This window comes from Ralstonia soli, from assembly GCF_023955655.1.
In the GTDB taxonomy this organism is placed as follows: Bacteria; Pseudomonadota; Gammaproteobacteria; order Burkholderiales; family Burkholderiaceae; genus Ralstonia; species Ralstonia soli.
The window spans coordinates 373,653-387,759 of the sequence record NZ_JAMXHT010000001.1 but is presented as its reverse complement, the minus strand read 5'-3'; the positions used below and the strand labels follow the sequence as shown (position 1 = coordinate 387,759).

The following is a 14,107-nucleotide window of genomic DNA, read 5'->3' as shown; positions in this document are numbered from 1 at the left end:
CAACGCTATCATCGGGCAGCTCCCGCACTCTGTCATCCGGATGACAAACCACCCGGAAACCCAAGCCAGACAAAGGCTGACACGATTCTTACAAAGCGAAGGCGGAGCCCCACGCGCCCTCACCTACCCGCCTTTGCCATGACCGCACCCGACGCCCTGTCGCCCGCCACGCAGTTGCCGCACCACGCATGGTTTACCGCGCTGGCGCCCGAGCACCAGGCGCTGGCCGCGCGCGAGACCCTGCTCCAGCAGTTCGAACCCGGCGCCTTCATCGCCCGGCGCGGCGAGCCCTCGCGCTACTGGATCGGCGTGGACAGCGGCCTCATCAAGCTGGCCGTGTACACCGCCGACGGGCGCGGCTGCACGTTCTCGGGCGTGCCCGAAGGCGGCTGGTGCGGCGAGGGCAGCGTCATCAAGCGCGAAGACCGCCGCTACGACGTCATCGCCATCCGCACCTCGCACGTGCTGCTGGTGCCCGAGCCCGTGTTCAACACGCTGCTCGCGCAGAGCCTGCCCTTTGCGAGCTTCGTCGTCCGCCAGCTCAACGAGCGCATGGGGCAGTTCATTGCCACCGTGCAGAACGACCGGCTGCTGAGTGCCGATGCGCGCGTGGCGCAAGCGATTGCGCAGCTCTTTCACCCCGCGCTGTACCCGCGCACGAGCGCGGTGCTGGAACTCTCGCAGGAAGAGATCGGGCTGCTGACGGGGTTGTCACGCCAGCGCGTGAACCAGGCGCTGCGGCGGCTGGCCGAGGCCGGGCTGATCACGCTGTCTTACCAGACCATCCGCGTGACCGATCTGCCGGGATTGCGCCTCTTCGGTCTCTCGGAGCTGTAACGGGCTGGAACACGCTCGCCCGAGTGTCACCGGAACGACATTGCCAGGGTTGCGCGCAGGCCTAGAATCCTGCGACAGTGGCGGGCCGTTGGTTTGCCTGTCGCATTGCCTGTTTCCTGTCGTTCCTTCCATGCCACTCATCAGCCGTGCCCACGTCCGACTCTCGCGCCTGCGCTTTCCGTTTGCGGTGCGCGTGCAGGCCGAAGTGGGTGTCGCCTGCCTGCGCGATGCCACCGGCCGGCGCCAGGTGCGCCCGGGCGACCCGTTCGTCGTGCCCGCCTTCGCGCATTTCGGATGCGAGCTGCCGGGCACCGTGTGGCAACCCTGCAGCATCACGCTTGAGGCCGTACCGGATGCGGGTTGCCCGCGCATGGCTGCCATCCAGCACGACAAGCCGTGGTCACGCGCGTTGGCGCGTCTCGTGTTTGAACACCCCGCACAAGCCTGGAACGTGGCGCTGCTGAGCGAGCACTGGCAGGTCTGCGCACGGCAGGCGCGTGCCCGGCTGTTTGCGGAAGGGGAAGCCCTGCATGCGCTGGTGCGCGAGCAACGCGCCGCATGGGCGCTCTACCAACTGGCCATGCAGGATGCCGACACCGAATGCACGGCCGAAACGATGGCCGCGCTCGCCAAGCGGGCCGGCCTGCGCACCGCGCGCGTGTTGAACGAGACCTGCGCGAGCCTGTTCGGGGTCGAGCTACGCCAGTTGGTGGCAACAAGCGCGGAAAACCAGCACGCGACCGAACCTGCCGGTCAGTCGGCCTCGACAAGCTGGCACTTGCCGTTGGCGCTAACGGCCTAACCCCGAGAGCCCGTCTCCCACCTCACGAGCAGCGGCTGCGGCATCCAACTGAACTGCATGGGTCCGCCAGGGGACCACGGCAGCGTATCGATCAGAGGGTCAGTCGACACCGTCCTTTGCACAAACAGCTCCCACCCAGCGCCCGGAGCAACGTCGTCAAGCCTCAGACTTCCATCGCGCATCAGGAGCGTCTTGCGCAGCGCGTCGACGGACGTGTCTTTCAGGTACACGGAAGACTGCATCACGGCATGCAGCAGGCTGTTGGACAGCGCCCGCTCCTGCTCGGTCGGGGGGTTGTCGTCAGCATCCACGACGGGCGTGTCGATCGGAAGGCCGCACATCAACTTGGCCAGCACCAACTCAGGCTCCTGCGGCGCCCAGACACCCGTTGCCAGGAAATACACGAGGTACATCGCGCGCTGGCTGGCCGCCGGATCGACGAACTGCCCGCTGCGCACCAACCCCAGCGTTTCAAAGTAGCGCGGCAGAAACGGCCAGAGCACGACCACCCCCGCGTTGTGAACCGCTATGTGCAGGATGCCGGGGCCGATAGATTTGATCGGGTTGATACGGTTGGGTCTCGTCGGGTTGTGTCTCGTCATAGGTCTGCCTACGTCTTCCGCCAATCAGCACGGTGGGGCACCTGCACCACCGCCCCCGTCAACCAGCTTTGCACACCGCGTTGTGCTCCGTCTGCCATGTCTGGGCCTCCCCGGGGGCCCATCCACCATCAATCGAAGATGAACCCCCGCCGGGGCTTGATCTGCACCGGCAGGCTCGGCTCGCCCATCATGTCGCGCACGGCATCTTCAATCATGACCGACAGCGCGTTGAGCGCGAGGTCGTTGTCTTCCGTGCCGAACGGGTCTTCGAGCTGCGAGGCGATGGCCTCGTGCGCCATGAAGGTGTACGCCACGAATACCGAGAACACCGGCGTGAAGTTGCCGATGCTCTCCACCAGCCCGAACGGCAGTGCGGCGCAGAAGAAGTACACCGTGCGCTGGATCATCACCGAATACGTAAACGGCAGCGGCGTGGAGGCAATGCGTTCGCACCCGCCGATCACGTTCGACAGCTCGTTGAGGTTGCGGTCAAACGCCAGCGCGGCATAGGCATCGACCGCGCCGGCCTGCCCGTCACGTTGCAGCTTGCGCTGCACCCATTCGCCCAGCCACAGCACGATGGCGGCGGGCCGGTAGCGTGCGGCCATCACGCGCTCGAACAGCGGGGCGGGTAGCCGGGCGGCCAGGTCTTCACGCGGATCCGTGCGGCGCAACTGGTGGCGCAAGGCATGCGGCAGTGCGCCCAGCACCTGCGCAAACTCGCGCACGTCGGCATCGGCCACACCACCCGGGCCATCGCCGCGCGGCAACGTGAGTGCCTGACGCGTGAGCGAGCGCGCATCGTTGAGCAGCTGGCCCCAGAGCTTGCGCGCCTCCCAGTAGCGGTCGTAGCTCGCGTTGTTCCGAAAGCCCAGGAACACCGCCAGCGCAATGCCGATGAGCGAGAACGGCGTCGTGCTCAGGCTGACGGTGATCGGCAACCAGTGCAGGTGCACCGCCAACGCCACCAACGAGATGCACAGGATCAGGAACAAGCGCCGCAGCAGCTGCGGCAGCACCGAGCCGCGCCACGCAAACAGCATGCGAAACCAGTGCAGATGGGGGCGGACGACCATGGGAGCGACGCGAAACGCGCAAGAGGTGAGTTGCGCGGATTATCGCAAGACGCCCACGGCCCCGCCAGCGCCCCACTGCAGCGCCCCTACTGCAGCCCTCCTTACTGCACCGCGCCGATGAACGCCGCCAGCTCTGCCGTCTTGGGGTTGGCGAACACGTCCTTGGCGGGACCGCTTTCATGGATCAAGCCCTGGTGCATGAACACAAGCTGATCGCCCACATCACGCGCGAAGCGCATCTCGTGCGTGACCATGATCAGCGTCATGCCCTCGGCCGCGAGTTGCTTGACCACGGCCAGCACCTCGTTGACGAGCTCTGGGTCCAGCGCGGAGGTGATCTCGTCGCACAGCAGCACCTTGGGCTGCATGGCGAGCGCCCGGGCAATGGCCACGCGCTGCTGCTGGCCGCCGCTGAGCTGATCGGGGTACGCGTCGAACTTATCGGCCAGGCCCACCTTGGCCATCATCTGGCGCGCGAGGTCATTGGCGTCGGCCTTCTTCATGCCCTTGACCACCACGGGCGACAGCGCCACGTTCTCGCCCGCCGTGAGGTGCGGAAACAGGTTGAACTGTTGGAACACCATGCCCACGTTCAAGCGCAGCGCGCGCAACTGCGCGGGCGTGGCCTGCGAGCCCTGGAGCACCGCGTTGTCCACGACGATCTGGCCGTCGTCAATGGACTCCAGCCCGTTGATGGACCGCAGCAGCGTGCTCTTGCCCGAGCCGCTGCGCCCGATGATGGCGACCACCTGGCCGCTTTCGACGCGCAGGTCCACGCCCTTGAGCACATGGTTGTTGCCGTAATGCTTGTGTACGGCGCACAGATCAACGAGCGGCATAGAGCTTCTTTTCCAGATGAGAGGCACAGAGCGAGAGCGGCCAGCACAGCGCGAAATACGCCAGCGCCACCAGCCCATAGATGAGGAACGGCTGGAAGGTGGCATTGGCCAGCACCGAGCCCAGCTTGGACAGATCTTCAAACCCGATGATGGAGGCCACCGCCGTGCCCTTGACGATCTGCACGGAAAACCCCACGGTGGGCGCAATCGACAGGCGCACCGCCTGCGGCAGCACCACGTGGCGCATCTGCTGGAAGTAGCCCATCGCCAGGCTGGAAGACGCCTCCCACTGCCCACGGGGGATGGCCTCCACGCAGCCGCGCCACACCTCGGCCAGATAGGCACTGGTGTACAGCGTCAGGCCGATGGCAGCGGCCGTCCACGGCGACATCTCGAACCCCGCCATGGATGCCCCAAAGAACACCAGGAACATCTGCATGAGCAGCGGCGTGTTCTGGAAGATCTGGATGTAGACCTTGCTCGCGCGCTGCAGGGCTGCGTTGCGCCCCACACGTGCAAACAGCACCACCAGGCCCGCCGTGCCGCCCAGCACGAAGGCCATGAGCGACAGCAGCAGCGTGGCAAGCAGCCCTTCGCTCAGCTTGAGCAGGATGGGCAGCAGAGGGATATCGGCAATCATGCGGTGGTCCCCTCGGGCGTGGTGGTAACGGTGCGTGCTGCCGCCGCTGCGGGTGCGGCCGCTGCGCGTCGCACCACGACAAAGCGCTGGCCCACCCACGCCAGCAACTGACGCAGCAGCAGCGCCAGCACGAAATACAGCGCGGTGACGATCAGGTAGGTTTCAAACGCGCGGAAGTTGCGCGACTGGATGAAGTTGGCGGCAAACGTCAGATCCTGCGCGGCAATCTGCGAGACGACCGACGTGCCCAGCATCACGATCACGATCTGGCTGCTGAGCGCCGGCCACACCTTCTGCAGCGCGGGCCGCAGCACCACGTGCCGGAAGATCGCCCAGCGGCTCATGGCCAGTGCGTTGGCCGCTTCCAACTGGCCGCGTGGCGTTTCTTGAATGCCCGCGCGCACGATCTCGGTGATGTACGCGCCCAGGTTGACCACGACTGTCAGCACGGAGGCCTGCCACTCGTTGATCTGCAAACCCAGCGACGGCAAGCCGAAGAACACGAACATCAGCTGCACGAGGAACGGCGTGTTGCGGATGGCCTCCACATACACCTTGAACAGCCCGTTGAAGGGCGCGATGCGCCAGGCGCGGCACACGCCCCCGGCCACGCCGATTGCACCGCCCGCCACCGCGCCCGCCGCCGTGAGCGCGAGCGTAAAGCCCACACCCTGCGCCAGCTGGCCGCTGTAGTTGAAGACAGCGCCAAAGTCGAATTGATAAGCCATAACGAAATCCCAGGTGCCCGGCCACGGCACGGCCCCGCCGCATCCCATGCGGGGGCCCGTGCAGGCCTGGCGTGCTGACGTGCTTACAGTTGGGCGGGCAGCGGCATCTTGATCCAGCGCTGCGACAAGTCGTTCAGGCGGCCATCCGTCTTGAGCTTGGTGATGACGGCGTTCACCTTGTCGAGCAGTGCCGGTTCGCCCTTGGCCACGCCCACGTAGCAGGGCGTGTCTTCCACCGGGAACTTCAAGTCGAGCTGGCGCAGCTTCGTGCGCTCGTTCACCGCGTTGGCCACGATGTTGCCCACCGTCACCAACTGCACCTGGCCGATCAGGTAGCTCTGCGCGGTGGCGTTGTTGTCTTCGTAGCGCTTGATGGTGGCCGAGGCCGGCGCCACCGCCGTGAGCGCGAGGTCTTCCGTGGAGCCGCGCGTCACGCCAATCGTTTTACCGGCCAGGTCAGCCGGTTTCTTGATCGATGCTTCCTTCGGGCCGTACACGCTCTTGGGGAACGGCGCATACGCCTGCGTGAAGTCGATCACCTTGGCGCGCTCGGCGTTCTTACCGAGGCTGGAGATGACGATGTCCACCTTGCCCGTGGTCAGGAACGGGATGCGGTTGGTGCTCGTGACGGGCACCAGCTCGGCCTTGACGCCCAGCTCCTTGGCGACGAGGTGGGCCATGTCAATGTCATAGCCCTGCAGCTTCAGGTCCGGCCCGAGCGAGCCGAACGGCGGAAAGTCATTCGGGATCGCCACGCGGATCACGCCCGCCTTCTGGATGTTGGCCAGCACGTCGGCATGCGCCGGGCGGCCCGGCAGCAACGCGACGACGGCGCTGGCCGCCATGACGGCATGGATAAACGTGCGACGCGAGGTAAGAAAAGCAGCGGTGCGGGTCATTCAAGAACTCCTTCAGAAATAGGGACGAGACGAAAGGAAACCGGTGGTTGGTGGGCGGGCTCGGACGCCGGATGCAGTGAGGACTGCGGCGCGCTCAGATCGATCCCGCTGCGGCGCGCGGCCGACAGCAGATGCGCGCGCATGGCATCGGCACTGGCGGCGGCATCGCCCGCGGCAACGGCCTGCACGATGGCGTCGTGCTCGTGCGCGGGGTGGTCGTCGGCGCCATTGCGGGCAAAGGGCAGGCGCAGGCTGTGGCCGATGGCATGCTCCAGCTGCCCCGCCATCGCCATCAGGCCCGGGTTGCCCGACAACTGCGCCAGCAGCATGTGGAAGTGCAAATCCGCCTCGGCCGCGCTCAGCAAATCATTGCGCGCCAACGCATGGGCCAACTGCTGCTGCAACCACTGCAGGTGGCGCAGGCCGGCGGCCTGCATGCGCGCGGCGGCCAGCGCCGTCCAGCCAGGCTCCAGCACCAGGCGCAGCTCGATCAACTGACGCGGCGACAGCGTGCCCAGCGCCGGCGTGGCAAACGGGCGATGCATGCGCTCGGCACCCGCCCGCTCGGCGCCCATCTGCCCGCGCACCACCACGCCCCGGCTGGGCAGGATGTCGACCAGGCCCAGCGTCTCCAGCACCGTGAGCGCCTCGCGCAACGACGCGCGGCTCACACCCAGACTTTCTGCCAGCTCACGCTGCGGCGGCAGACGGCTGCCGGCGGGGTAAGCGCCGCTGAGGATGCCTTGCTGGAGTGCTTGCGCAACGGAGGATGGAATGCTGTGCATGGGCCGAAATGGGAGAAAGACACGGTCGTGGTCTGACCGGTCGCCCACGGCTTATGCGAGTTTTGTGCCATGCAGCATGGCGTGGTGCTTGTGCGGGTTGGCGGGGCGTTGATTGCCTGGGCTATGCCCTGGCGTAAGGCACGTGCGGGCCGATGGTGGCGTCGGTGGCTTGGAGTTGGTGCGTAGCTGCACCGATGTGGAACACCCTCGGAGCGACCCGGGCGGTAGGCGCCTCGCGCGTCTGGCGACGGGGGCCGTGTTGCTGTGGTGATGCGGGCGGACGTGCTGGGTGTGGGGGGCGCCCCACACCCATGCCTCACGGCGCCAGCGCGGCCGCCTCTGCAGCGCAATCGTGCGAGGGCGGCAACCCGCGTGCGCGCACGGCAGCAATCTCCTGCCGCGCGGCGGCCATGTCCGCCAGGAAGACCGGATCGGCATGCAGCCGCGCCACCGCAGCCGCGCCCATCGTGCGGCCGGCCAGGGCATCGCTTTGCCAGTGCACGTTGCACACCAGGCGGCTTTGCCCGAAGGCGAGCCCGCGCGCGAACAGCGCATCGGCACGGTCCGGCGCCAGCTCCGCCAGGATCAACGCCCACGCCCACCCTGCCGCGTTGTGCCCGGACGGATACGAGCCATCCTTGCGCAGCTTGTCGGCGTCTTCCGGCGTGCAGATGGGCTGGCCGTTGACCACGAACGGGCGCGCGCGCTGGTAGTGATCCTTGGCGCCGTAGGTGGAGAGCCCCGCATCGACCAGACTGCGGCGCAGCAGCAGCACCAGGCGCGGCGTGGCTTGCTCGGAGATGGGCGCGCCCAGCGCACAACTGAACACCCCCGCCGCCTGCGGGAAGCGCAGCTCCGCATCGGCCGCCGCCAGTTGCCAGCGGGCCGTGCCACGCAGCGCCATCTGCTTGCGCGCCATCTCGGCATCGGCCGCCTGCGCGGCGGAATCGGGCGCGGGCGGCGGCGGCACCAGCTTCAGGCTATCGGGCCGCGCGTTGGCGGGCAGATAGCCGGCCAGCACGCCGGGCCGAATCTCCGGCACCTGCCCAGGGCGGCTGCCGACATCTGCCGCGCAGCCGGCCAGCACCAGGCTGGCCACCACGGCCGGCACGGCACAGAGGCGCCATGGCAATGCGTGATCACGGAGTCGTACTTGCATGGTTGTGTCCCCAATCTTGATTGTTGTTCTTGCGGTATTGCCGCGTCCGCGCGGGCGGCAACTGCTGGCGCCCTGCACCCAACAGCGGCAATGGCGTAGATGATGACCGGATCGGCTGCGGTGCGATAGCGCCCGGCGCATGGGGCGAGGGAGCCTCTGCGCAATGGCTAGCGGAGGGGCTTGCCGATTCTGGTGTGCCGGTCAAAAGAGTAGACGTGCTCCCGTGGCTGCTCAGAACACCGGCCTACCAGCCTGCCAGGGAACTCCCTTTTCCCGTCGGCCAAATGCACGGTCTCTCCACAGACGGCGCACTTGGCCGAGTAGCGCACCAGCCGCAGCACACGAAACGGCTCCTCATCGGCTGGTCTCTCTCGGGCGAGCTCCAGTTGAACATTGAGCTCGCTGAAGCCGACCATCACATCCGGCGCCATGATGAGGCGAAGGTCTGCCAAGTCGGAGAACGGTTTCAAGATCGAATAGCCGATCCAAGACATCATCATTGCGAACAGCACCCAGACAGCGACGTCTTTTGTCGAGGACGACAGCTTCGGGTTGTTCAGGGCGATCCAAGTCAGCAGGAGGGTGCCGCCAACGGCAAGGAGAACAACAACGCCAAACGCGATGAAGCTTGTGCGCCGCCACCCTTTCAGCGGAAATCCTTTCTTGAACAGCGGACGAGCCCAGAACGCCGGCTTCAACGTTAGCTCTTGAACGTAGGTGATCTCCCCCGCAAGAGGAGCTACGACCGGGGCCTCGCTTGCGGGGAGCGATAGGAACTCAATGCTGTATTCCGAGCTGTTGCCCGCCCCTCCCGCCCCCTGAGCCTTTTTGGGCCACGCGTAGATGGTGGCGCCCGCTTGCCGTGCTACGTCTTGAATACCCGTTCGCCGCTCTTCAAGAGATTGCTCCAGCGCCTTCCAGACTTTGGACAACCACCCCGTTGCGCCATCCGGCCCAACCTTTTGCCCCACCATGTCAGCGATATTTGCCGAGTTGTACTTGGTAACTGGCCGCCCCTTTTCGAGCCGCTCCAACGATGCTTGCGCGAGAGCACGGGCTACCGCGAGCGCTTTGGTCTCGCGATCGAACTGCTGGTGGAAGTCTAGAAAGGCTTTTAGTGCGGCGATCTGTCCAGCAAACGCACCCTCGCCTAACTCGTTGATTTCAAAACCAGAATTTCCCTGCACCACTGTTTCGTTCATGGTTGGAGAGTATTTTTTGCGCCCAGCCGTTCCTAGCCTGACCCCGTCATTCACACGGAGGTCGATATGTTGCAAGGAAATGGGCGGTGGATGTTTTTGATTCTAGGGGTGCCTGTCTACGCACGAAATTTACCCATCAACAATATGGCGGTGTCTCATCGGTATAACGAGGCTGTCCGCAGTATCGTTGAACCGATTTGCAGGGGACGAGGGCATTGGGACCCCGATTACAAAAACTGGATCATCTTCGACCAGTTTCGGGACGTTGTGCTGGAAGAGCTAACGAGGGTCGCGCGATAGCGGCAGGCAGTAAATCACTCAGGACGCCGGTGTTCTTGAAATGCTGGCATCCCCGCCCGTCTCGGGGAAGCGTCCATCTGGTTATTGGCTTTCGCCAGCCCGCTCTACGGCGGTGAGCACTTCCCACGTTTCAGGGTTGATCTGACAGCCCTCCAGGACCATCGATACGAAGGCGCCGATGCCATCCAGGAACCCTGCCCGATATTCCGGCGCGTGGATGCCGGTGTGGGCCAGCGCCCAGCGCAGGGTGTCGGGGCGGAGTTCGCGGTGGATGCGCAGGTCGGCTTGCGTGCGCCGGAGATAGTCGCGCGCGGCCAGGGCGCCGGTTAGGTAGAGGCGGCGTTGGGTGGGGGTCATTGGGCCTCCCCTGGTCCACGTGGGTGGGGTTGCTGCTTGGGTGGGGATGGGTATGAAGCGATTGGCATGAAGCCTCCAGAGAGTGTTGGAGGCCCACCAACCTGTCGCCAGACGGGGTGGCGGGCCTGACGGCGGGGCTGGCGAACCGGCTCTCTGGAGCGCCGGCAGACCCGGAGGTCTCCCCACCCGGCCCGCCATAGTGCGTGCGTGGGTGTGCAGAGCCAACGCGCGAAGCGTTGTCTCTCCAGAGCAACCAGAACAGGTCGCCAGACCCGGCTGCCGTTGGTGCGGCAGCGGTGGGGATTATACGAAATGACGCGTCAAAAACCGGGGCATTTGTTGGCACCGGATATGCGAGTTGCCTTGATTGCACTGGGCCGAGCAGCCTAGCAAGGTCGCATAAAATGGGCACGAAAATTTACAGCAAATCCGGGGGGATTGCATGCTGCCCGATGTTGATGAAGGCGCCGCTCCGGCTGCCGATCCGCTACCAACCGAGATTCCCAGCTTCGTCGTTGGGAGGTCCTACAGCCGCCGAGAAGAGATCACCGGGAAATTTGGGGGAAGCGCCCAAAGCGGCATTGCGCCATCTCGGCAATCACCGGCGATCTTCCTATTCTTCGGCAACGGTGCGCAGCACGGCTACCACGACGCCTTTGATGAGCTTGGTTATCTGAGCTATGTCGGCGAAGGCCAGCTTGGTGACATGAAGATGACCAAGGGCAACCTCGCCGTCGCATCACACGCAAAAGACGGGCGTGCGCTGCATGTCTTTGAAATGAAAGGCAAGGGCAAGCCCTGCGAGTACAAAGGGGAATACTCATGTGACTCGCACACTATAAAGCGAGGCCTAGATCGCAATGGATCGGAGCGCAACGTAATCGTGTTCCGGCTGATCCCTGTGTCGAGCACGCTGCGACGCGAACTCGACGATATGCCGGACGCGAGCGATGACTCTGCGACGACAGACGAAGCCGGGCAAGCCGATTTTTCGAAACTTAGGGAAGCTGCGATTGCGGCTTGTCAGCCGGGCGCCCCCATCCCAGACCCGAAAGAGACTGTCCGTATTGCGTACCAGCGTAGTGCGCAAGTGAAACGCTACGTGCTGGCGCGCGCGCAAGGACACTGTGAGCTCTGCGAAAAACCGGCACCATTCAATCGCAAAAGCGACGGCTCGCCATATCTCGAACCTCACCACATCAACCGCGTCTCCGACGGAGGTTTGGACCACCCGAAGTACGTTGGAGCCATCTGCCCCACGTGCCATCGGCTCATTCACTTCGGTGTGAACGGCCGGCAGCGAAACGACGAGCTCCGAGGGCGGATTGCGGCCAAGGAAGCGGCGCTCGGTGGAGAAGATTCTCTGTAGTTGCTCCGGATACGCCCTCAGTTGAGTAGCAGTGACCGATGTGTCGTGGTTTGAGATTCACGCACGGACCTCAAACACTCGATTTCGAGACTTCGTCCGCGGCACTGCGCTCTTTGACAGCCGGAGTCCGCGCTGTGCGACCTGCATTCCGGTCTCGGACGACCGACACGTCGGTAGGTTGAGGGCCGCCCTCCGGCATCGAACATCCGACATCGCCAAGTCGAAACTCAAGCTCGGTCATCAGACAGTCGAAATCGTCGGTCTGAGGTCCAGACTTTCGACCTCAAACACTTGAATGCGTCGGCTTGAGGTCCGCATCCCGCCCTCGACGACTTGAACTCCGAAACCGAAAGATCGGGTTCGGGACTTTGACTCGGGTGATCGGCTGTTTCCGCGTCGCTTTCCGACCTCGAACATCCGAGCGTTGCAAGCGATCCGCGCCAAACGTAGCGGACCCTGCTTCTGTCAAAAGTGGTGTCCAGCCTTGCTATGAGGGTCGTGGCAAACCAATCTCGTCCGGTCGCGCCAGCCGGCGCGATCTTGCCAACCCCTAGATAAGGATTGCAATGTCACAGAACCTGATTTCGCTTCAACTCAGCGCGGCCGACCTGACTGCGGTGGATGCTGCGCTCAAGACCTTGGAAGAAAAGTTCGCGGGCCTGATTGATCTGTCGATCGAACAACGCAGCACGATCACGAAGATGGGCGACAAGTCCGAAGCGTTCTGCCGCAAGGCGGTGGAAGTGCTGAGCAACAACCCGGGCGTACTTGCGGTGAACTACAACCTTGCAGAAGTCAAACGCGACCTCGCCGCCTTTGATGCACTGCGTCCTCGCCTGCTCCGCGTTGGAAAGCTCTACGAAAAAATGCAGGACTCGCAAATGGCTCTGGGTAGTGACTTGATGACGGCTTCGCTGGAGGGGTATGCCTTCCTGAAGGTGGCTGGTAAGGGCGAGGCGTTGGATACGGCTCGGGCGGCGTTGTCTGTGCGGTTTAGTCGGGGGCCGAGGAAGAAGGTGGAGGAGACGGCGCAATAGGTTACTTGGTTGCTGATGGTTTGAACGAGGCCGCCCTTGAGGCGGCCTTTATCGGCCCCGAGTTCGGAGCGCTAGCTACTTAATGCGCTCCGCAGCGTGCGCAGCAGCGTGATCCAAAATAACAATATAGCGTTCAACCGTATATGCAGCGTCGAGCATGTGAACAGAAAGCATATAAAAATAGGCCAGAACGACTGTACCAGCGCCCCATACAGCGGTGACAGCTCCCCCCTCATTAAGCTTCAGAAGCGTAATAGCCGCCGATGCAGCTAAAGGCAGTACGCCGACTTTATCTATCGCGCCAACAATAAGACTGATCCGTGAACGGAGTTGCGCCGCCACGGACTTCAGATAGTCCCGTGCAAAAAGAATATCTTGGTAACCGAATCCGGTGCCGATACTGAAAACTAGAGTGCGGCGTTCAGCAAGACGTGAGGACACTGAGGACAGGAATGCGTTTTCGAAGCTTCTTATTTCCACCAAAGTAGCCTTCACACCAACTAACACAAAGATTGCAGCGGCTATCACCCCAAGCACTAGAGTGCCTCCAACAACCCACACAAGCGATGTGATCTTCCACTGAACGTACACCGCAAGTGACAGCGCGCACACAGTCAAATTAGACAAGGCGATCACCTGACTCCATTGATGGAGACGCGACGGCTTGGAAGTCTTCTGGCCCTCGTCCTCTAATGTGCTCAGCAAAGGTGCAAGTGGCGATTCAGTGGACAGTAGTTTGGGAGCATTGGCAGACGAGGGCATATTAATTATCGCCTAGAAAAAAAGAGACACTAACTCAGGCTGACCCAGCGAACCCTTTGATTTCTTTTTTTAAATAGTCAATCCTGAATTGGTACGCCTGCAACATAGATTTATCAGCCATCGCATCCAATCGCGCAGGAGTTTTCGGCAACTTTCCAAATTCAGCAAGGAAGTTTTCCCATACCAACACTCTGTCGCGCTGATCCGTAAGTTGATCATTTAAAAACTTAGCCTTTCTTTCAATTTTAGAAAGTACGGCGTTAATTTTCTTCTCCCCCTCCTCAGAAATCACGTGCGACGCGTTGGCGACCATACTGAACAAGTCTTTTGTCGTCTTAATGACTCCCGTTCTAGACTCAGAACGCATCAAACTACGTCTTGGCGCCTTTGAAAGGAACAACCCTTCCACAATACTCGCATCAGCAAGCATCTTCGACGAGTCATAGAGATTATTTAGTGCAATCATAAAGCCGCCCGATATATCACCTATAGCATCACTCAAGGCACCATATACGGTCGCGTAAACTTTCAATGAGCCGTCCTTTGTCTTCACCTCAGGAACGATCGAAGACGACATCATTAATTTAGCTCGGCTCTCTTGATAGCCACGCAATGCAATTTCGTAATCCGTCTTTTGCTCGGGAGTAAGCGATATATCTTTAATATGCGCATACCCTTGAGACAGAATCGTTTTCCGAACATAGTCCGCCACA

Annotated in this window: 16 protein-coding genes; 4 read left to right on the top strand and 12 right to left on the bottom strand. The window is 62.9% G+C overall.

Translation table 11 applies throughout. The features are described 5' to 3' along the window. Positions 1 to 138: 138 nt before the first annotated feature. Together NG900_RS01740 and NG900_RS01735 are read left to right on the top strand one after the other, a co-directional pair. Positions 139 to 837: a Crp/Fnr family transcriptional regulator gene (locus NG900_RS01740; RefSeq protein ID WP_252676066.1), complete on the top strand. Its 699-nt coding sequence runs from the start codon at positions 139 to 141 to the stop codon at positions 835 to 837. Between the two features lie 130 nt (positions 838 to 967). Continuing rightward, the gene (locus tag NG900_RS01735) at positions 968 to 1,639 is read left to right on the top strand and encodes an AraC family transcriptional regulator (protein WP_252676064.1); all 672 of its coding nucleotides are present in this window, start codon (positions 968 to 970) and stop codon (positions 1,637 to 1,639) included. Here the strand turns inward: NG900_RS01735 and NG900_RS01730 are convergent. The 10 genes from NG900_RS01730 to NG900_RS01685 all read right to left on the bottom strand — a co-directional run bounded on the left by NG900_RS01730 (position 1,636) and on the right by NG900_RS01685 (position 10,226). Beyond that, a complete protein-coding gene (locus NG900_RS01730) occupies positions 1,636 to 2,241 on the bottom strand; it encodes a contractile injection system tape measure protein (protein ID WP_252676062.1) in 606 nt (201 codons plus the stop codon). The genes NG900_RS01735 and NG900_RS01730 overlap by 4 nt on opposite strands. Before the next feature lie 128 nt (positions 2,242 to 2,369). After that, a complete protein-coding gene (locus NG900_RS01725; RefSeq protein WP_252676060.1) occupies positions 2,370 to 3,317 on the bottom strand; it encodes a bestrophin family protein in 948 nt (315 codons plus the stop codon). A 101-nt stretch (positions 3,318 to 3,418) separates the two neighbouring features. Next, complete coding sequence (locus NG900_RS01720; protein WP_252676058.1) at positions 3,419 to 4,156, bottom strand: amino acid ABC transporter ATP-binding protein; 738 nt, start codon at positions 4,154 to 4,156, stop codon at positions 3,419 to 3,421. After that, complete coding sequence (locus NG900_RS01715) at positions 4,143 to 4,796, bottom strand: amino acid ABC transporter permease (RefSeq protein ID WP_252676056.1); 654 nt, start codon at positions 4,794 to 4,796, stop codon at positions 4,143 to 4,145. Before NG900_RS01715 ends, NG900_RS01720 begins: the two co-directional genes overlap by 14 nt. After that, complete coding sequence (locus NG900_RS01710; protein WP_252676054.1) at positions 4,793 to 5,524, bottom strand: amino acid ABC transporter permease; 732 nt, start codon at positions 5,522 to 5,524, stop codon at positions 4,793 to 4,795. The genes NG900_RS01715 and NG900_RS01710 overlap by 4 nt, the downstream gene beginning before the upstream one ends. Positions 5,525 to 5,607: 83 nt before the next feature. Next, on the bottom strand, positions 5,608 to 6,423 hold the full coding sequence (locus tag NG900_RS01705) for a transporter substrate-binding domain-containing protein (RefSeq protein ID WP_252676052.1): 816 nt from the start codon (positions 6,421 to 6,423) through the stop codon (positions 5,608 to 5,610). Further along, a complete protein-coding gene (locus NG900_RS01700; RefSeq protein WP_252676050.1) occupies positions 6,420 to 7,208 on the bottom strand; it encodes a FadR/GntR family transcriptional regulator in 789 nt (262 codons plus the stop codon). Before NG900_RS01700 ends, NG900_RS01705 begins: the two co-directional genes overlap by 4 nt. 316 nt (positions 7,209 to 7,524) lie before the next feature. Next, on the bottom strand, positions 7,525 to 8,367 hold the full coding sequence (locus NG900_RS01695; protein ID WP_252676048.1) for an acid phosphatase: 843 nt from the start codon (positions 8,365 to 8,367) through the stop codon (positions 7,525 to 7,527). A gap of 167 nt (positions 8,368 to 8,534) precedes the next feature. Then, positions 8,535 to 9,569 (bottom strand): hypothetical protein, encoded by a 1,035-nt coding sequence (locus NG900_RS01690; RefSeq protein ID WP_252676046.1) that lies wholly within the window; start codon positions 9,567 to 9,569, stop codon positions 8,535 to 8,537. A 381-nt stretch (positions 9,570 to 9,950) separates the two neighbouring features. Further along, positions 9,951 to 10,226 carry a hypothetical protein gene (locus NG900_RS01685; RefSeq protein WP_252676044.1) on the bottom strand — a complete coding sequence of 92 codons (276 nt, stop codon included), beginning with the start codon at positions 10,224 to 10,226 and terminating at the stop codon, positions 9,951 to 9,953. Between the two features lie 442 nt (positions 10,227 to 10,668). Here NG900_RS01685 and NG900_RS01680 point away from each other — a divergent pair, with 442 nt between their 5' ends. Both NG900_RS01680 and NG900_RS01675 read left to right on the top strand, forming a co-directional pair. After that, on the top strand, positions 10,669 to 11,595 hold the full coding sequence (locus NG900_RS01680; RefSeq protein WP_252676042.1) for an HNH endonuclease: 927 nt from the start codon (positions 10,669 to 10,671) through the stop codon (positions 11,593 to 11,595). A gap of 566 nt (positions 11,596 to 12,161) precedes the next feature. Further along, on the top strand, positions 12,162 to 12,632 hold the full coding sequence (locus NG900_RS01675; protein WP_252676040.1) for a hypothetical protein: 471 nt from the start codon (positions 12,162 to 12,164) through the stop codon (positions 12,630 to 12,632). A gap of 75 nt (positions 12,633 to 12,707) precedes the next feature. Here the strand turns inward: NG900_RS01675 and NG900_RS01670 are convergent, their stop codons facing one another. Continuing rightward, on the bottom strand, positions 12,708 to 13,394 hold the full coding sequence (locus tag NG900_RS01670) for a hypothetical protein (protein WP_252676038.1): 687 nt from the start codon (positions 13,392 to 13,394) through the stop codon (positions 12,708 to 12,710). A 34-nt stretch (positions 13,395 to 13,428) separates the two neighbouring features. Next, positions 13,429 to 14,106 (bottom strand): hypothetical protein, encoded by a 678-nt coding sequence (locus NG900_RS01665; RefSeq protein WP_252676036.1) that lies wholly within the window; start codon positions 14,104 to 14,106, stop codon positions 13,429 to 13,431. Between the last annotated feature and the right edge of the window lies 1 nt (position 14,107).